Origin of the sequence: Notoacmeibacter marinus (genome assembly GCF_002238045.1) — a bacterium.
Lineage (GTDB): Bacteria > Pseudomonadota > Alphaproteobacteria > Rhizobiales > Rhizobiaceae > Notoacmeibacter > Notoacmeibacter marinus.
Window position 1 is genome coordinate 902026 of record NZ_NBYO01000001.1, and the last position, 18897, is coordinate 920922.

16 protein-coding genes, 1 pseudogene and 1 CRISPR repeat array are annotated in these 18897 nt (G+C 60.6%); of the genes and pseudogenes, 9 read left to right on the forward strand and 8 right to left on the reverse strand.

Annotated features, from left to right (window positions below; translation table 11 throughout):
• From B7H23_RS04180 to hemA, 4 genes are all read right to left on the reverse strand, one after another.
• A complete protein-coding gene (locus tag B7H23_RS04180; RefSeq protein WP_094076089.1) occupies positions 1–699 on the reverse strand; it encodes an MOSC domain-containing protein in 699 nt (232 codons plus the stop codon).
• On the reverse strand, positions 696–1400 hold the full coding sequence (locus tag B7H23_RS04185) for a glutamine amidotransferase (RefSeq protein ID WP_094076090.1): 705 nt from the start codon (positions 1398–1400) through the stop codon (positions 696–698). Before B7H23_RS04185 ends, B7H23_RS04180 begins: the two co-directional genes overlap by 4 nt.
• Before the next feature lie 23 nt (positions 1401–1423).
• Positions 1424–1660 (reverse strand): thioredoxin family protein, encoded by a 237-nt coding sequence (locus tag B7H23_RS04190; protein ID WP_094076091.1) that lies wholly within the window; start codon positions 1658–1660, stop codon positions 1424–1426.
• Between the two features lie 161 nt (positions 1661–1821).
• A complete protein-coding gene (gene hemA, locus B7H23_RS04195; RefSeq protein ID WP_094076092.1) occupies positions 1822–3123 on the reverse strand; it encodes a 5-aminolevulinate synthase in 1302 nt (433 codons plus the stop codon).
• Positions 3124–3294: 171 nt separating this feature from the next.
• Between hemA and pdxR the strand changes: the two genes are divergently transcribed.
• From pdxR to B7H23_RS04225, 6 genes are all read left to right on the forward strand, one after another.
• Positions 3295–4713, forward strand: a complete 1419-nt coding sequence (gene pdxR / locus B7H23_RS04200) for a MocR-like pyridoxine biosynthesis transcription factor PdxR (protein WP_173861880.1) — start codon at positions 3295–3297, stop codon at positions 4711–4713.
• A 15-nt stretch (positions 4714–4728) separates the two neighbouring features.
• Entirely contained in the window at positions 4729–5628 is a 900-nt protein-coding gene (locus B7H23_RS04205; protein WP_094076094.1) for a LysR family transcriptional regulator, read from the forward strand.
• An 85-nt stretch (positions 5629–5713) separates the two neighbouring features.
• Positions 5714–6763 (forward strand): TAXI family TRAP transporter solute-binding subunit, encoded by a 1050-nt coding sequence (locus B7H23_RS04210; protein ID WP_094076095.1) that lies wholly within the window; start codon positions 5714–5716, stop codon positions 6761–6763.
• Positions 6764–6780: 17 nt separating this feature from the next.
• Entirely contained in the window at positions 6781–8856 is a 2076-nt protein-coding gene (locus B7H23_RS04215; RefSeq protein WP_094076096.1) for a TRAP transporter permease, read from the forward strand.
• Complete coding sequence (locus B7H23_RS04220; protein ID WP_094076097.1) at positions 8857–9948, forward strand: DsbA family protein; 1092 nt, start codon at positions 8857–8859, stop codon at positions 9946–9948.
• 9 nt (positions 9949–9957) lie between these two features.
• The gene (locus B7H23_RS04225; RefSeq protein ID WP_094076098.1) at positions 9958–10920 is read left to right on the forward strand and encodes a PDR/VanB family oxidoreductase; all 963 of its coding nucleotides are present in this window, start codon (positions 9958–9960) and stop codon (positions 10918–10920) included.
• 185 nt (positions 10921–11105) lie between these two features.
• On the opposite strand, the gene B7H23_RS04230 is transcribed toward B7H23_RS04225, so the two are convergent.
• Positions 11106–11552, reverse strand: coding sequence for a MarR family winged helix-turn-helix transcriptional regulator (locus tag B7H23_RS04230; RefSeq protein ID WP_240534962.1), 447 nt, complete (start codon positions 11550–11552; stop codon positions 11106–11108).
• Between the two features lie 118 nt (positions 11553–11670).
• Between B7H23_RS04230 and B7H23_RS04235 the strand changes: the two genes are divergently transcribed.
• The 3 genes and pseudogenes from B7H23_RS04235 to B7H23_RS16325 all read left to right on the forward strand — a co-directional run.
• Positions 11671–12045: a transposase gene (locus tag B7H23_RS04235; RefSeq protein WP_094076099.1), complete on the forward strand. Its 375-nt coding sequence runs from the start codon at positions 11671–11673 to the stop codon at positions 12043–12045.
• Positions 12042–12572 carry a helix-turn-helix domain-containing protein gene (locus B7H23_RS04240; protein ID WP_094076100.1) on the forward strand — a complete coding sequence of 177 codons (531 nt, stop codon included), beginning with the start codon at positions 12042–12044 and terminating at the stop codon, positions 12570–12572. Before B7H23_RS04235 ends, B7H23_RS04240 begins: the two co-directional genes overlap by 4 nt.
• Positions 12458–12853 (forward strand): annotated as a pseudogene (locus B7H23_RS16325) (transposase); the annotation flags it as partial. The gene B7H23_RS04240 and the pseudogene B7H23_RS16325, both read left to right, overlap by 115 nt.
• A 58-nt stretch (positions 12854–12911) precedes the next feature.
• Positions 12912–13739: direct repeats of the CRISPR family, unit length 36 nt; unit sequence GTTGCGGTTGGCCTGCGATTTCTGAACTGCTAGCCT.
• 72 nt (positions 13740–13811) lie between these two features.
• Here the strand turns inward: B7H23_RS16325 and cas2 are convergent.
• The 3 genes from cas2 to cas9 are packed head-to-tail and all read right to left on the reverse strand — an operon-like array spanning position 13812 to position 18487.
• Positions 13812–14186 (reverse strand): CRISPR-associated endonuclease Cas2, encoded by a 375-nt coding sequence (cas2, locus tag B7H23_RS04250; protein WP_240534964.1) that lies wholly within the window; start codon positions 14184–14186, stop codon positions 13812–13814.
• On the reverse strand, positions 14183–15109 hold the full coding sequence (gene cas1 / locus B7H23_RS04255) for a type II CRISPR-associated endonuclease Cas1 (RefSeq protein ID WP_094076101.1): 927 nt from the start codon (positions 15107–15109) through the stop codon (positions 14183–14185). The genes cas2 and cas1 overlap by 4 nt, the downstream gene beginning before the upstream one ends.
• A 54-nt stretch (positions 15110–15163) precedes the next feature.
• Positions 15164–18487 carry a type II CRISPR RNA-guided endonuclease Cas9 gene (gene cas9 / locus B7H23_RS04260; protein WP_094076102.1) on the reverse strand — a complete coding sequence of 1108 codons (3324 nt, stop codon included), beginning with the start codon at positions 18485–18487 and terminating at the stop codon, positions 15164–15166.
• Between the last annotated feature and the right edge of the window lie 410 nt (positions 18488–18897).

Consider the following 18897-nt stretch of genomic DNA (forward strand, 5'->3'; position numbering starts at 1 on the left):
TCAGCCTGCGGCGCGGACCTTGCCCGTCAGCCGCCGCGACCAATCCTCGACCTTCCGGTTCTTCAGCCGCTGACTTGCATAGCGCCGCCAACTCTCCGGCAGATGCGGAAGCGCCGCCATTGCGGTGAGTTCGTCATAGTTCAGCGTATCGACGTAAAGCGTGCGCCAGAGCCGGCGCAGCGGCCATTCCGGGGAGCGGCGATCGATGAGGCGCAATTCGACGCCGGGAGCGACGCGACCCTCTTCGAGCACCCGATAATACCAACCGGTACGTCCGCTCTTCTGCACGCGCTTCGCCATGTCGGATACGCCGAACCGGGTGTTGAGCTTCCAGCAGGGCTGTCGTCCCTGCGAAACCTCGATCACGGCGTCGCCGAAGCGGAAAATGTCGCCGATGGCGACAGTGTTCTCGTCCATAGAGAGGGTGGAGATGTTTTCGCCGAATGCGCCCGGTGCATGAAGGACAGGACTGTTACCGACCTCCATTCGCCAGGCCGCATAGTGGTCGAAGGCGTAGTGATGAAGGGCCTTGTCCGCGCCGCCATGATGTTTGCGATCGCCCTGCGCATCGCCCTCCAGACCGTCTTTCCTCAGAAACACGGCACGTTCGACCGGATGCTTGTCGATCCCGCTCGGGACCGCATCTTCGCCAAGCGGCGCGACCTGTCCGACCAGCAGCATATTGACCGGGACAATCATTCCGTCAGTCCCTTCAGCCATTCCATCAGCATCTTACGGGCGCCATCCCGAAGGGTCGGGCCCATCTTCTCGGCCTGTTCACGCAGTTCGCGCGGATCCTTGCCCGCCATCGCCAGCTCGGCTGCGTGCCCGACGAGCCAGCGTTCCACGCCGGCACAGGCATCGACTTCCGGGTGAAATTGCAAGGCGAGAACGTTGGAGCCGAGCGCAAACGCCTGATTTTGGCAGACCGGTGTCGACGCCAGGCAGGCCGCAGTGTCGGGAATCTGGAATGCGTCTCCATGCCAGTGCAGGACCGGCACACTGGCCAGGTGCCGCAGCGGGCCGTTTCTGCCCGCCTCCGTCAGCGACAGCTCGGAAAAGCCGATCTCCTTCTCACCCATCGAGGCGACCTTCGCTCCCAATGCGGCAGCGATCTGCTGGGCGCCGAGGCATAGGCCGAGCGTCGGCCTGTTCTCCGCCAGCCGGGCGCGCAGCAGATCGAGCTCCTCGGTCAGAAACGGGTAGAAATCCGCCTGGCCGACGCCCACCGGTCCGCCCAGAACGATCATCAATTCGGGACGAAGGGGATCGAGCGTCCGCAGGTCGTGAACGCCGAGATCGTAGTAATGAACCCTGTAGCCCGCGCTCGACAGAACCGCTTCGAAGGTTCCGAGATCCTCGAAATGGACATGCCGGATGGCGACCGCTGTTTTGACCATCAATCGACCTCACAACCGCCCGGTCAGCGTAGCGCCGACAGATCGACGCCGTGATTGATGTGATAGGCAGAACCATCGATGACGAGTGCGGGAACGGATTTGACGCCGGCCCTCTCGGCTTCGTCAATGCGGTCCTTCTGCTCGCCGAGATGGACCACTTCGACACTGTATCTGTCGCCGTCCAGCGCATCGACAAAGCGGCGCTCCGCTTCGACGCATACGGGGCAGCCGGCATGATAGAAAACCGCTTTGTCAGCCATTTGGCAAACTCCTTGCTATGGGCCGCGGCAAGAGGGTCGCGCGCGGGAATGTCAGGAAAATCTACAGCCGAACCGGCCTCTCCATAAGAGCCAGTTAGAGAAAAGCAGATAGGCCGGATTGGATCGTATCGATGATGCTTCGCGCAACCGGTATCGAACATTCATGCGCCCGCCACGAAGTGCCGCACGTCAGCCGAAGAAGTTGATGTCCGACGCGGCCATACATCGACCAGTGCCTCGATCAGATGCGTTTCGTCGGCGTCAGTATGTTGCGGCGTCGGCGTGATACGCAGGCGTTCCGTGCCCCGAGGAACTGTTGGATGGTTGATCGGCTGCACATAGATGCCGTGCCGCTCCAGCAAGCTGTCGCTGAGGCGCTTGGCAAGCACGGCGTCACCGACCATCAGAGGAAGGATGTGGCTCGGCGACGGCAGAATCGGCAGATCGCATTCGAGCATTCGCATCTTCACCGATGCGACCCGTCGCTGAAGGGCCGCGCGTTCATTGCCACATTGTTTCAGGTGACGAATAGCCGCGCGTATGCCTGCCACCACAGCGGGCGGCAGCGCGGTGCTGAAGATGAACCCCGGTGCGAAACTCCGGACGAAATCAACGGATGCGGCATCTCCGGCAATGTAACCGCCGATCGCGCCGAACCCTTTGCTGAGCGTACCCTGAATGAGATCGACCCGATGCATCACACCGTCGCGTTCGGCAACACCGCCGCCGCGCTCGCCATAGAGGCCGACGGCATGAACCTCGTCGAGATAGGTCATCGCGCCATGCTTTTCGGCGACGTCCAGCATCGCCTCCAACGGTGCGAAGTCTCCGTCCATCGAGTAGCAGCTCTCGAAGCAGACGAGTTTGGGCCGCCCCGGTCCGATCCGCTGCATCTGCCTGTCGAGATCCAATGGATCGTTATGAGCAAAGACCACCTTGTCGACGCCCGACCGGCGTATGCCTTCGATCATCGAGGCATGGTTGAGAGCGTCGGAGAAGACGACGCAGTTCGGCACGAGCCGCGCGATCGTCGACAGGGCCGCATCGTTCGCGACATAGCCGGAGGTGAAAACAAGCGCAGCCTCCTTGCCGTGCAGATCGGCAAGCTCGGCCTCCAAAAGAACGTGCTCGTGACTTGTGCCGGAGATATTGCGGGTTCCGCCAGCTCCGGCGCCGTAGCGATCGGTGGCCGCGTGAATGGCCGAGAGCACTCTGGGATGACGGCTCATGCCAAGATAATCGTTGGAGCACCAGATCGTCACCTCCCGACCGAGGCGGTGATCGAAAGCCTGCAAGGCTCCGCCGGCTGTGCGCAAGCGCGCCGTCAGCCCATCATTCTTTTTTGGTTCGGGCTTTTGTCCGGGTGAACGGCGCTCGAGATCCGCAAAGATTCGATAGCCGCCTTCCTGGCGAAGCTGCGTCAGTCGTTCCTGGAAAAAGTCTCCAAACTCAAAGCGGATCATCTACGGGCTATCTCTATGCAGGGGTTTGACGCGACGAAAGCGGTGACGCGGCCGTTAGGCCCTTCAGCAAGGTTGCTTGGGGTGCGTTCTGTGGAATATCACTATCCGGCCTATCGAAAAGGGCCGGTTAGGAGAACTGCAATGGGCCGGATCAGACGGGGAAGCGCGATCATGATCGAAGTGATCGACGACGCCACCCAACCTCTCTTCATCAATCTGGCGCGGTCCATCACCGGCGAGATCGAGCGCGGACGGCTGAAGCCGGGGGACGCATTGCCAGGCACCCGAACACTGGCGAAAACCTTGAAACTGCATCGAAACACGGTGGATGCCGCTTATCAGGAATTGATGATGCAGGGCTGGCTGGTCGCCAGGTCGTCGCGCGGCACTTTCGTTGCCAACGACCTTCCCGAAGGCCAGACATTGTCGGGGAAAAAGCCGCCTGTGAGAAAGGCGAACCGGTCCGAAAAGACCGCGACCGAGCGGCCGCTTCTGCGCCTGTCCGATGGTGTGCCGGACGCGCGACTATTACCCAATGTCGCCTTGGCGCGCGCTTTTCGCCGGACACTGACATCGTCGGCCTTTCTTTCGAATGCGGGCTATGGCGATCCGCGTGGCTGCCAGGCCCTGAGAGCGTCTCTTGCGGAATATCTCATGGAGGAAAGAGGGCTTGCCCCTTCGCCGGACGATGTTCTGGTGACGCGCGGCAGCCAGATGGCCTTGTTTCTCGCCGCCAGCGCGACCCTCGAACCGGGCCAAGCCATCGCTGTCGAACAGCCCGGCTACCCGCTTGCCTGGTCCGCCTTTCGCGCCGCGAACGCGCGTGTCATTCCGGTCCCGGTGGATATCCAGGGCCTCTGCGTGGATCGCCTTGCCGACCTTGCGAAAAACGAACCGGCCCTGAAAGCGGTCTATCTCACGCCGCACCATCAATATCCGACAACCGTGACAATGGGAGCGGGCCGCCGGCTGAAGCTTCTGCAGATCGCCAGGCAATACGGGCTCACGATCCTCGAGGACGATTACGATCACGAATACCGTTTCGAGGGGCGGCCCGTCCTTTCGCTGGCGGCGCGCGCAGGTACCGATACCCGGGTGATCTATATCGGTTCCCTGTCCAAGCTGCTCGCCCCTGCTCTCAGGATCGGGTATGCCATTGCCAGCCCGGCCATGATCGAAAGAATGGCCGATCGGCGCGAAGCGATCGACCGTCAGGGCGATGTGCCGCTCGAGCAGGCGCTCGCCAACCTCATCGACGATGGCGAATTGCGACGCCACGCCCGCAAGGCGCGGCGCATCTACAGGTCCCGGCGCGATTATCTGGCCGATGAACTCCTACGCCGACTGAACGATGCGGTCTCTTTCGATGTACCGGCGGGCGGTCTGGCCATATGGCTGCGCGTGGCGAACGGGCTGAGCGCTGAAACCTGGGCGAACAACGCCGCACAGGCCGGTCTGGCCATTGCGCCGGGGCTCCGTTTCGTTCTGGATACGCAACACGCTCCCGAGGCCTTTCGGATCGGCTATGCAAGCCTGGATGAAGGCGATCTGCGCCGCGCCGTCGATATTCTCGCTCGGACAAGGCCCTGAAAGGTGGCACCAGACATGTCGTTCGCGCCCAATTATCGCGCCATCCACCTGTTCCTCACGGTCGCCAGCGAAGGCACGTTCTCCGCGGCGGCCGACCGCCTGGGCATGTCGCAACCCAGTCTGAGCCAGCAGATCGCAAAGCTGGAAAAGGAATTGGGGCAGCTTCTGTTTCACCGTGGCGGGCGCCGGCTGAGCCTCACTCCTACGGGACAAACACTGAAGCAAACGATCGGTGCCGCGTTCGGCCAGATCGATCAGGCATGGTCCGAAGTCCGTTCGCAGACGTCGGCCGTCGACAGCCTGGTCCTGGCTTCGGTCCATACGCTTTTCACCTATTTCCTGCCGGAACTGTTGCCGAGCTACCTGGAAACGGCTCCCCACGTCAGACCGGATCTTCGCGCCAGAAGTTCGGCGGACGTGGTCGCGCTCGCACGGGGACGTACGGTCGATGTCGGCTTCGTTTACGATACGCAGAATCTGCACGACGATCTGGCAAGCGAAATGCTCTTTCGCGAAGACATCGTGGCCGTCTTCCACCCATCGGCGCCCTGGGCGGATCAGCTTCGTCAAACGAAGCGGCTCGCCACGAACATCCCTGTCATCGCCTTCCAGAACGGCTATGCCATCCGCTCCCTTCTCAATCGCGCCACACGTGAAAACCCGCTGCATATCCGGGCCGAAGTGGACAGCGTCAATCTCACCCTTCGTCTGGCCGAAGCACAATATGGCGTAGCGCTCATGCCAAAAGGGGTGGCGGTCGGTCGCGCCGCCGGGCTTGGTCTGATCCACGCCGAACTCGAATATCCGCGCTTGAAGCGGCACGTCGTGGCCATCTGGCGCAACGATGAGCAGTTGCGTCCGCACGCCAGAGATTTCCTCGACCATTGCAAACGCGAATGGCCGGCTAAATCATAGGCTAAGACTATACCTGATATTGATAAAATGAATTGAAGCGACGAACGCTCCCGCTGTATGCCTTTGGTGACAGGGAGGGAACGTCATGAAAGCTATTCGAGCGAGCCTCAACACAAGCCGGCGCAATGTTCTGATGGGTGGCTCGGCCGCCGCATTGGTCGGGTTGCTTGGGGCGCCCCGCGGCCTACGGGCTGCCGAAGGATCGGAATACGTTCTTTCGACGGCGTCGACCGGCGGAACATTCTATCCGGTCGGCGTCGCCATCGCGACATTGACGCAGGTTCGGCTGGCCCCCGAAACCGGCATCCGGCTCAACGCCATCAACTCTGCCGGCTCCGGAGAGAATGTCTATCTGCTGAAGCGCAACGAAGCCCAATTTGCCATCATGCAATCGGTCTTCGGCCATTTTGCCCGCACTGGCAGCGGCGCACTCTCCGAACTGGAGCCGCAGCGCGATATTCGCGCCATCTCCATGCTCTGGAACAATGTCGAGCATCCCGTCATCCGCAACGATTTCGTCGACACTGGTACGATAGACGACCTCGCCGCCCTCAAGGGACACCCGGTTTCGTTCGGTCGGCCCAATTCGGGAACCATCGGATCGAACACGGTGATGCTGAACAATCTCGGCTACGATCTGGACAGCGATTTCGATCTGACGAGTCTAAGCTATAATGCGACGGTCGACGCCTTCATGAACGGTCAGATCGACGGTGCGATCATAGGCGGCGGTGTTCCCGTCGGCGCGGTCACCCGCCTCATGGCGTCCGCAGGCAGCGAAATCTCGCTTCTGTCATACACCGAGGATCAGATTGCCAAGGCGAATGCGGACCTGGGTATCTGGTCCCCCTATGTGATCCTGGCCGGCACCTATCCGGGTCAGTCGCAAGACCATATGACGATGGCCACGCCCAACCTGCTGACGTGCCGCAGCGATGTGCCGGACGAGCACGTCTATCGGATCGTCAAGACCATGTATGAAAACCTGCCATTTCTTCAGGCGATCCATGGCGCGACCAAAGAGATGGCGCTTGAAAACGCCATCCAGGGTTCCCCGCTTCCGATCCATCCCGGCGCCGTCAGCTTCTATCGCGAGGCGGGTGTGGACGTGCCTCAATCGCTTCTCGCGGACTGAGCTGGATTTGCAGCGACATGAACGCGATCAAGCCCGAAGGCTTCGATGCCCGGACATTGGGTTGTGCGGCGGTCTCCCTTCTGCATTTGTGGCTCAACCTGTTCGCGGTGCCACCGCTGCAGCAACTGGCGGCCCTGCATTTTGCCGCATTGGCCCTCGTACTGCTTCTGGTCGCGAGGCCCAAGACCCGGTGGGCATGGCTGGTCGTCAGCCTGGTGACGCTCGCGCCGGCCCTGGCAGCCCTTGTTCTCGTCGCCCGCCAGAGCGCATTCTATGCACGGGGAATGAACTTCGACACCTGGGAGCTTGTCTGCGTCGGGCTCGTTATTCTGGGCGGCATTGAGTTCGCGCGCCGTAGCGGCCCGATCGTCGCCGTCGTCATAGCGCTGTTTCTCAGCTACGCGCTCTTCTGGGGCAAGTTTATCGACGGGCCGCTCGGCTTTCCGGGATTGAGCATCGAGACGGTGCTGTTTCGGAGCGTTTATACCGATGAGGGAATGTTCGGCAGCATTGCCGGCATATCGGCCAGCTTCGTCTTCATGTTCGTTCTGTTCGGGGCGTTCCTCATGCGCTCGGGCGCTGGCGAGTTCATTGTCGATATTGCCAAGGTGACTTCCCGCCGAATGGTCGGTGGACCAGGCTTCGTCGCGATCGGCGCATCGGCGCTGACCGGAACAGTTTCAGGATCGGCCGTCGCAAACACGGTCAGCACGGGTGTCGTCACTATCCCGCTCATGAAACGCAGCGGCTTTTCTCCGCAATTTGCAGCCGCGGTGGAAGCCAGCGCATCGACCGGCGGGCAGCTCATGCCGCCCGTCATGGGCGCCGGCGCTTTCCTGATCGCCAGCTACACGCAGACCTCCTACGCCAATATCGTGCTGCTCAGTCTCGTGCCCGCCCTCCTCTTCTTCCTCTCGCTGGCGCTCAATGTTCGCATCGAAGCAAAGCGGATCGGTCTGGAAACGGGTGAGGACGTGCTCCAGGACGAACAGAACGCCTGGGACATCGTCAGGAAACGCGGCGTATCGTTCCTGATCCCCGTCTGCGGTGTCGTCGTGATGCTCGCGCTGGGCTATACGCCGGTCTACGCTGCGGGCCTTGCGATCGGCCTCGTCATCGCCACGTCGTGGCTGACGGACCGGCCGATGGGTCCGCGCCGGATTTTGCTGGCGCTATCGGAGGGGTCGCGAAACGCGGCGCTGACCGGCCTGTTGCTCGTCGCGATCGGTCTTGTCGTCAATGTCATAGCGATGACGGGCCTCGGCGCGACCTTTTCGCTGCTCGTCGTCGACTGGGCCGGCGGCAATCTGCTGCTCGCCCTTCTGCTCATCGCCATAGCGTCCCTCGTTCTGGGAATGGGCCTGCCGGTCACCGCCGCCTATGTGGTTCTGGCCACATTGAGCGCTCCCGCATTGGCGCAGATCGTTTCACTGGAGGCGATTATCCAGCCGCTCGCCACGGGCGATATTTCGGACGCCCTGCAACCCGTTCTGCTTTTGCTCGATCCCCAATCGGCGTCCATCGGCAAGGGAGAAGCGGCTGCGCGCGTCTTCCTGAACGAACTCCCTCAGGAATCGCGAGCGTTGCTTGTCGACCAAGCGGTCGATCCCGCGACGATGGCTGCCATTCTCGTTGCCGCTAATCTGGCGATTTTCTGGCTCAGCCAGGACAGCAATGTCACGCCGCCGGTTTGCCTCACCGCCTATGCGGCGGCGGCTATTGCCAACAGTCCGCCGCTGCGCACCGGCATGATCGCCTGGCGGATCGCCAAGTCGATCTACGTTCTGCCGATTGCCTTTTTCACCACACCGATCTTGAGTGGAGAGCTCATCGGCGCTCTCACCGGCGGCGCGATCACACTGATTTCTCTTGCCGCGCTATCGGTGTCGGTCGAGGGGTTCTTCGAGCGCGAGGTACCGTTCGTTCTGCGGCCGTTGCTCGGCATTGCCGGCCTTGCGTGCCTGCTTGGCGATGACCCGCTTTGGCGGAGCGGCGCAATGATCCTGGCGATCACCATTCTCGCATGGCTTGTGGCCTCGGCTGTTCGGCGCCGTCCCAATGCCTTTCCCCCTACCCCACAGGAACTCCAATAAATGTCTCAAGCTGTCATTGAGTACTATTTCTGGCCGTCGTCCGACTGGTCCTTTCTGGGCCATCGCCGCCTTCGGGACCTTGCAAGGCGACTGAACGCAACCGTGGCATACAAGCCTGTGCGCAGCGGGTCCCTCCTCCAGGCCACCGGCGGGCTGCCGCTGATGCAGCGATCGCAGCAACGGCAGGCCTATCGAATGGTTGAACTTGAGAGATGGGCGCAGGCGCTGGGCTCCGACCTGATCCCGCAACCGCAGCATTTTCCGGTCGACAATGAAAATGCCCTGCGGTTGCTCGCCGGCGCCATTCTCCAAAATCACGATATCGGCGATCTGGCCGAGGCTGTGATGCGCGCGCTCTGGATCGAAGACCGGAATATTGCGGACATGGCGACGCTGCAGGACATTGCCTCCATGTTCAAATATTCCGGCGAGCAGGTGCAGCACTGGATTGGAAGCGCGGAGTCCGGCTCCCTCATCGACGACAACACACAGGCAGCGATCGAGGCCGGCGTCTTCGGTGCGCCCAGCTATGTCGTTGAGGGTGAGATTTTCTGGGGGCAGGACCGGTTGCCGCAATTGGAGAAACGGCTTGCCAGTGATCGCGCCACCGATGACACCAGTCTGACCTGGCGCGGACGTCTTGAAGGCATCTACATCGCAGAAGCGGCAGGGGTGGAAATGGAAACTCTGTCCAGCGCGCGGCTGGTCGAGGGCGTCGGTCTTGAAGGCGACAGATACGCGCTGGGCAATGGATACTACTCCGGAAAGCCGCATCCCGACCGCCAGGTGACGCTGATCGAACAGGAAACGCTCGAAGCGATCGAGCGGGATCACGGCATCACGATCGAACCGCATGAGACACGCCGCAACCTCGTGACAGTCGGCGTTCCCCTGAACCACCTTGTCGGCAAACGCTTCCGCGTCGGTTCCGTGGAGCTTTACGGCGGACGCCTCAACGTGCCCTGCAAATATCTGGAACGCCTGCTCGACCGCCCCGTCTTCGATCCCCTGATCAATCGGTCCGGCCTGAACTGTCAGATCGTCAAGGGTGGCACGATTGCAAGGGGCGACACGATCGCACCGCTCTTCTGAGGGTCCCTCATGGCAATGAAGCTTCTGCAGAAGACCGTGGTGGAAGCGGTCAGTCGCGAAACCGACCGTGTGCGCGCGGTGACGCTGCGACACGCCTATCGCCCGCAGCTGCAGCCCTTTGAGGCTGGCGCGCATGTCACCGTGCACCTGCCGAACGGGATCAGGCGGCCCTATTCCCTCTGCAGCGACCCTGGCGATCCGACCACATACCGGATCGGGGTTCTGCTGGAGGCCGAAAGCCGCGGTGGCGGGATTGGCGTTCATGCTCTTCGTCCCGGCGATGAATTGTTCGTCACCTATCCGGCAAACCAGTTTCAACTCACCGCAGAGCCGGGTCACTCCGTGCTGATCGCCGGCGGCATTGGGATCACGCCGATCCTCGCGATGATCTACGAATGCGTTCGCTACGAGCGTAGCTTCGAGTTGCACTACTGCGGGCGTACCCTGCAGGACATGGCCTTTCTGGAGGAAATCCGGACGCTTTGTCCTGCCGATCGTCTCTTTCTCTATGCTGATGAGGATCCCACGGCTCCACGGCGGCTTGATTTTGAAGAGCTTCTCACAGGCATGTCCGAAACGACGCATGCATATTGCTGCGGGCCAGCCGGCATGCTGGAAGCGTACCAGCGAACTGCTGTTTCCCTGGCAATTTCGGCCGAACGCATTCACTTCGAGCAGTTCTCGGCTCTCGCCGCGTCCGACAATCGATTCGGACCCGCATTCCAGATCGAAATCAGCAAAACTGGCGAAACCTTCGAAGTGTCGGAGCAGCAGACGGCGCTCGAGGCCCTGCATGAGCACGGCATCGACGTGCCGTTTTCCTGCGAAGGCGGCATATGTGGCGAATGCCGGACTGAGCTGCTTTCAGGCGACGTCGATCACCGCGACAAAGTGCTTGGCGAGGACGAACGCCAACGCGCCTTCATGCCGTGTGTTTCGAGGGGCAGACGGCGGATCGTTATTGACCCATAAGTTTTGCGCCGGTTGCTGAGCCATGGCCGTGCTGCCGCCCGAAATGATGGGGAGGTTCCGTGCAGGTCCGCCAAATCGTCTTTAATCGTAGCCAAGCGACCGAACAGCAGCCGACCTTGTTGGGCAATCATGAGGATGCAAATCGCGATCTGATCCACTTGCTGATTCGAACATTTGGCCTTCGCCTAAGGAGACGCAACGAGCTTTGCGGACAACAGATCCTCGCATCCGTACCGCTTGATCGCTGAGTCCAGCGCTTTGCCATAGTCGGCTTGTGCGCCTTGAAGGCGCGCTCGGCCCGTTTCGGTCAGGACCGTGTAGACGCCACGCTTGTCGTCCGGACAAAGATCGCGAACTGTAAGCTCCGCGCGTTCCAGACGCTCCACCAACCGCGAGATGGAACTTTGATTCAATCCCAAATACGCAGCCAGTTCCTGCATGCGCAGTTCGGAATCGGGCGAACGCGCGAGCACCTGAAGCGCCCGGTATTCCGAAAGTCCCAACCTATGCTTTTCCTGCATGGCTTTGCCGACAGCCACCTCGATTTGGCCGACCGCCTGAACCAGCTTGAGCCATGCATCGCTTCTCTTGGACATGCTGAATAGGAACTCCTGACGGGCAATGTCTCTCATATGTATGTCCATGCAACAATCCCGTCATGCTTGTCCGGCGTCAGCACTGATGGGACCAAATTGGCTTAACTGAGAGCGGAGGGTTTCTGGTTTATCGTAGCCTTTCAAAGGAGCGCAGATGAGACAGAAATCCGGGATAGGGAAAGCGCCTGCGGAACAGGTCATCAAGGACATCCGCCGCGCGACCCGCAAGCAGTATGGCGGGGAGGAGAAGAGCCGCATTGTGCTTGAAGGCCTTCGCGGGGAGGAGTCGATCGCGGCGCTTTGCCGGCGCGAGGGGATCGCCGAGAGCCTTTATTACAACTGGTCGAAGGAGGTCTTGGAAGCCGGCAAGAAGCGGCTTGCCGGCGACACGGCGCGCGCCGCAACCAGCGACGAGGTGAAGGTGCTGCGCAAGGAGGCGCGCGATCTTAAGGAGGTCGTCGCCGAGCAGGCGCTGAAACTGCGGCTGCGCAAAAAAAGCATGATCGCGGATGGGGGCGACGACGAATGAGATACCCCGCATCCGATAAGGCGGAGATCATCCGCCTGGTCGAGAGCTCGCATCTGTCGACGCGGCGCACGTTGCAGAAGTTCGGTATTCCGCGATCGACCTTCAACCGCTGGTATGACCGCTTCCTTGCCGGCGGCGTCGACGCTCTGGAGGATCGCAGCCCCCGTCCGAGCCGGGTCTGGAACCGCATCCCCGATGAGGTCCGCGACCAGATCATCGAGCTGGCGCTGAACGAACCGGAGCTGTCGCTGCGGGAACTGGCGGTCACCTTCACCGACACGAAGGGCTACTTCGTCTCAGAATCCTCGGCCTATCGCCTGCTCAAGGCCCACGACCTGATCACCAGCCCGGCCTTCGTCGTTATCAAGGCCGCCGACGAGTTCCACGACAAGACCACAGCGCCCAACCAGCTGTGGCAGACCGACTTCACCTATTTGAAGGTCATCGGCTGGGTTGGTTCTATCTGTCGACGGTACTCGACGATTTCTCCCGCTACATCATCGCCTGGAAGCTGTGTACCACAATGAAGGCCGGGGACGTCACCGACACGCTGACCCTGGCACTCACGGCATCAGGCTGTGACAGCGCCAGGGTGCTGCACAAGCCGAAGCTGCTCAGTGACAACGGCCCGTCCTACATCGCCGCCGAACTCGCCGAGTGGATCGACGCCAACGGCATGAGCCATGTCCGCGGAGCGCCACTTCACCCGCAGACCCAAGGTAAGATCGAGCGTTGGCATCAGACGCTCAAGAACCGCATCCTGCTCGAAAACTACTTCCTGCCGGGCGATCTCGAGCGGCAGGTCGCGGCGTTCGTCGATCATTACAACCACCGCCGATACCACGAGAGCATCGGCAATCTCACTCCCGCCGATTGGCCTGCGATTTCTGAACTGCTAGCCTGGCCGAACTGGCCTCCTTCGACGACCACGAGTTGCGGTTGGCCTGCGATTTCTGAACTGCTAGCCTCGGCGACCAAATCGGTCGACGCACGGAGTGGTTGCGGTTGGCCTGCGATTTCTGAACTGCTAGCCTTCTTGCAAGAAAGCCTGCCGCCCGCGCAGCGTTGCGGTTGGCCTGCGATTTCTGAACTGCTAGCCTGGTAGAGGCGGGCTATCGCGCAACCGGCTCGTTGCGGTTGGCCTGCGATTTCTGAACTGCTAGCCTCGATAATGGCTTGGGCATGGGCCGCCTTGTGTTGCGGTTGGCCTGCGATTTCTGAACTGCTAGCCTGCAATGCAGATCGCATCTTCTCGACTGCACGTTGCGGTTGGCCTGCGATTTCTGAACTGCTAGCCTGGACAGCTCCGACAAGTCCACCCCCTTCCTGTTGCGGTTGGCCTGCGATTTCTGAACTGCTAGCCTCACCTCATGCGGCGGCACCTTGCCATACCAGTTGCGGTTGGCCTGCGATTTCTGAACTGCTAGCCTGCTCCTTCTCATTCCCATATTCGCCCGCGAGTTGCGGTTGGCCTGCGATTTCTGAACTGCTAGCCTTCGGCCCGGCAGATGGCGGCCTTGTTTGCAGTTGCGGTTGGCCTGCGATTTCTGAACTGCTAGCCTCCAGCATAACGCGATCGGTTATTCGTTTTCGTTGCGGTTGGCCTGCGATTTCTGAACTGCTAGCCTCATCGATCGCGATGACATGTCAGGGACGGTGTTGCGGTTGGCCTGCGATTTCTGAACTGCTAGCCTGGATGTTTCCCCAAGCCCCTGTTTTCACACAGGGCTTGGGGTTTCATTCTGGCGCAGAACAAGTCAGAGCCGCTAGAACAGGGCGATTTGCTCTGGATTTTTCCGACGTGCACGGCGACTTTGATCGCTGAATCTGACGATGTTTTCATATTGCCGGTCCGTAAATTGGAAGATGAAGACATCCCCGCGTTCCGGAAGATTGGATTCGATCCGCCGGGAATAGGTATCAAACTGATCCTGCCCGTTGACCAGCCGAAGATAGTTCGAAAGCTGGCTCATCTCAAAGCCCTGATCGAGCAGAAACTGGCGGAATTTCGTGGCTTGCGCTCGGTGCTTTCTTGTATCCACCGGCAAATCAAAGGTTACGAGCATCCACATCAGCCTGTAAGCGGACATATAGGACAGTTGCGTCCGCTCTCCCCGTTTCTGCGTGTACAGCGTGGTCATGCAGCTTTACTTCGGTGCGCCAAACCCGTCAGCGTCAGCGGATCCGGTGGCACCGGCAGATCGAGACCCTTTGCCTCGTCGCAGAACGAGGCCGCCAATTGCTGTGCAAGACGTGTCGCGTGCACGTGAAGCGGGCTCATGCCGTGCGGCGCGGGCAGATCCAGTGCCATCAATGCCGCCAAGGCGGTCTTGGCTTCGGGCGACACCTCCGCGCAGCCATCTCGCACAAGATTGTAAACGGCACGATCGACCAGCGGGCGATACGGCTCCATGAGATCATCGGCAAGCGCGAACGCATTGCCGCGATTGGTATGATGAAGGCCGATCGAAGGATGAAGCCCCGCGGCACACACGGCCCGGCAGATCGTCGCGCGGAGCACCGTGTAGCCGTAGTTGAGCAGTGAATTGGTACCTTCCGCGGCCCGGTCGCGACGGAAATCCTTCCCCATCAACGCCTGCCAGTAACGCCGCGCGGCCTGCGCTTCCACATTGTCCGGGTCGCCGGAACGCACCTTTCGCATAAGCCTGTCGAACGCGCCGGATTCCACGCCGACAGAGGCCAGGACGGCACCCTGCATGCGTATTTTCGCAACAACGATATCGCGCCATATGCGCTTGGCCTTCGGACGTGGTGCGCTTGCCTGAGCATTGAGCCTTGCGCCCTGCAGATGGTTTCCCTCCAGCGGCCAGATACAAGCCACCGGCATATGGTTCTGAGAGCAGAGAACAACGGGTACTGCCCGTTCGGAAAGACGGACGAACACCGTGTTGGACCATGTCAGCCCATGGGCATGGGCAATGACGCCTCCGATATCGTCGAGTGCGATACGTCCGACTTCCTCACGATCCTTGGAGACCGTGAGAAAGCCGCGGTGGACGGCCACATACAAGCCGTCGGTGGAAAGATCGACCACGCGCAACATGTTCGCAATCTACCACCGTGGCGTACTGCGCGCCCTGCCGAGCTTAACTCTTGGTTAACCGCCGCGGTTCTCCCACCAGGGGCCAGGGTCGAACACCTGACCAATCTCGTCGATACGGACCTGGCGCGGCCGGTATTTCTTCAGCGGGTTCGGCATGGGTCGGAGCGGTTTGTACGTCTTCTCCCTTTCACGCTTGTCGAGTTCACCTGCTTCATTGTGCGGATCGAGATAAAGCTGCTTGTTGCGCTGATCGAACTTGCGGACGATTGCGATGATGCGCCTCCCACTATCGGGGTCGTTGTAGGCGACCATGTCGCCCTTTTTCAGGCTCATGATCTTGCGGGCATTGTGATGCGCCTGTCGCATCCGCGGAACGAAGTCCGGTCGATGAGCATCGAATGTCGTCACGACTTCGGCTTGCCATCGGCCGTCGGGCATTTCCCAGACCTCGTAGCGGTCGTTGCCGCCGGGTAGATAGCCTTTGCGGTGTTCCCCGCCCGGGCCATGCTCGATCCACACAGGGCTTTCGACTTCGGCGATCCGCACATGGCGGATGCCCTTGAACTTCGAGTCGTTGTTTACAAAGTCCAGTACGGCCTCCTCGAAGGCTTTGCCTTCCAAGCCGCGCGTGGCTTGCCACAACCGGTCGCGAAGTTCGCTATGTCCATGTTCGTTGGCGCGGATCTTCATGATGTCAGCCGGCTTCCTGATGTCGGTGATCAGAATACGGCGCACGACGAGATCGTTGCCTTTCCCGTCCTTTTCGCCGGTCAGGCCGTAGGCAGTATCATTGTGCAGCTTGCCGGCGGTCTGCCCGCGTCCATTGGCGTAACCGGCGCGGCTGACCGTGCCATGATCCGGCTTGTGGCTGACCGTGATGTCATTGACGGCTGCGCGCACATCCTCTCGAAAACTCTCCCACGGCGGCGCGATCTTCTCCACGACCCGTTCCGCGCCTTTCTCTTCCGCCTGAGCAGCAGCCGTCGCCAGCTTCTGGATCAACGCCCGCGAGGTGCAGGCGATGACGATGGCGTCGATGGCGTGGTGACGGTGGTCGAGACGGTTCTTATGCCTGGTCAAGTCAATATCGACGAGGTTGTGGTCCGGGAGCAGCTCGTTGAGGCTCCAATACCGGCGCAGCATCTCCGTCATGCGTCCAGGCAGCGCGCGCACACGGGCATGGCGTCTGAAGACCCCATCGAGGTCCGGCTCCTCGTAGTCATAGAGGTGAGCGAGATAGGTCAGCGCCAAGCGCGAGATATACTGCATATCGGTCAGTTGCCGGGCGAGGAACCCTTCCTCCGCGCCGAAACGGTCCATGGCATCCTCGGCAAAACGCCACTGCTTGTTTTTCGGCAACGTGGTTGCGCGGGCGAGAATATCTGGATAGCGCCCGCGCCATTGCGGCACGTCGGCCGGGGCGCGGTTCTTCTTTTCGCGGTTGCAGGCGGTGCAGCACAGCACCTTGTTCGCCTGACTGTCGTCCAGCGTCTTCGAATAGGGCAGGATATGATCGATGTCGGTCTCGGCGCTCAACACCATGGCCGCCGACAACGGTTTGCCGCAATAGACGCAAGGACGGTTGAGCGGCTGGTCGGCATTGATCTCCTCCCACAGCTTCAGCCGCAGTCGGTTGTAACCGGTATCAGCCGCCTTGTGGGTATCGGTCAGTTCAGCAGAACGCCGCCGTGCTTCCTTCGTGTTTTTCCCGATGCGCTTGTTGACCGCCTCGCGCTGCCTGTCATTCAGCTTCAGCTCGCGGCCGACCTCGATGGCGATGCGGTCCGGCTTGCCATGCTTGGCGATCAGCGCATTGACGATGCGTCGCAACTGGTTGAGCGCGATATGCACGGTCGGATTGGTAATGCGGCCCATGCGCTCGTCGTAAGGATCGTCGGCCTCGCCGGTTCCCGGCGGAATGTGGCGTTCCAGCACCTCCTGGTATTTCGGCAGATAGGCAGTGCCCCTGCGGTTGGGATCCGCCTCGGAGTTGGTGCGGCCATAGATTTTTTTCGCGGCAGCAGCCTCGGTGATGACGTGGCCGTTCTCGTCGGTGTCGTTCTCCATTGCGTCGATAAGCGCCGCCAACGCCGTAGGCCCAAGGCGGCCGAAGCCATCTGGCACCGGCATGCCAACCACCGCCTTGGCCTGTGTCTCGTCCAGCCCGGCTTCCAGTTGCAGCCAGCGAACGAGTTCCTTGTAGTCCGCTTCCGTGCGCAACTTGTCGGTGATCGCGGCCTGGTCTTCCACCGTTATGTCCGCCCAGCGATTGCCGAAGCACTCCGGGCGCGACATGCGGAAATAGATGACGTCGCCTTCCAAGTCGGAGCGGTTGTCGGTCTCCTTGTTAAAGCGCGCTTCCTTGCCAAGGCCGAGTTGCTTCTTCAGCTTGGAGAACGGTATCTTGCCTTGTTTATTGAGGTCGGTGCGCAGTGCTAGCACCAGCGCGTCACGCTGATCCGGCCTCAACTTAATATGCTGCTGGTCCTCGCCGACGATTTCCAGTTCGTTGACTTCTTTTAGCAGCCTAAATTTCTGGAATAAGGGATGCGCCTTGGGCAGCCGGGTTTCCTTCGTATTGTAAGAGCATTTGCCCGCCAGAACCGGCTTCAGCGGGCGCTGGAAAAAAACGGCTTCGCGGATGTCGGCGATAACGCCGTCGCCCAGCAGTTTCGGGTGGAAGCGCTTCTGGGTCTGCATGATCCTGTCGAACTCGCGCTCAAGCGCCGCACGCGAAGGATAGAAGTCGTAACCCTTACCATCGGCAGTCATGCGCGCGCGCACCGACAGACCCTGTTCACGACGCATATGCAGCCACTCACCGAAAGTCCGCGCTTCGTTCTCAATCATCTGTGCTTCCAGGGCATTGATGGCGGTCGCGATCTTGCCTTGTTCGGGATCGTTGCGGTCGGTCTTTCGATTGGATTTGAAGCCACGGCGCTGGTTGAGGTGAAATATCGCACGTCCGATCTCGTGCGGCGTGAGCGCTGTGTCGAGCGCCCGGGCACGCAGGGCATAAACCGATTCCGACAAGTCGCCGCCCTTGCGGTCCTCATGATCGCGCACGAGCTTTTCGCGCGCTTCGCCGTCAACCGGCATCAAGCCGTATTGTGTCAGGAGATCGAGCAGCCGCCGCCGGCGTTTCAGGTAGCGATCGCGGCGTCGCCGCGCACCGCGCGCCTCGCGCCTGGCAACGGCCAGTGAGGCTTTCGACTGCGGATCGCGCCCCGCCATTTCAGCCTGCGAGAAAATCCGCACGCCGCTGTCAACGATACGACCTTCGTTGCCCTGGCCCGGCTCGCCGCGTGTTTCGATAACCGCCCAGCCGAGCGAATTGGTTCCGAGGTCAAATCCCCAGGTTGTATGATAATCGGCCATCGTCCCCTACTTCAAAATAATTCCTTACATGCTCCACGTGCTGACACATCGCTTAAGCAATGACATTCTGCTTTTGCGAATCGGTCTTGGTGTCAGCACTTTTGATTTGCTCCAAAAGCGCTGGCTACACAGAAAGATCAACTGTGGCGCAAACTCGGTTCGCCGCGCGTCGCGCAATTACGTTACCCTCTTACTTGATGCGTTCAAGTAAAGTGGAGCGTGTAGTTGCGGTTGGCCTGCGATTTCTGAACCCGGGCGGAAAGGAGGGGCTTCGGCCTCTACTTTTTGTTTGATTTCTGTGGCCTGCGGAGCTATATGGAGTTTGTTCAGAAATCGCAGTCCAGCCGTTAACAAGCTGAGATATGCACCAGATAAGGCGCTCGCTCCGGCGAGCGCTTTTTTCTTGGGCA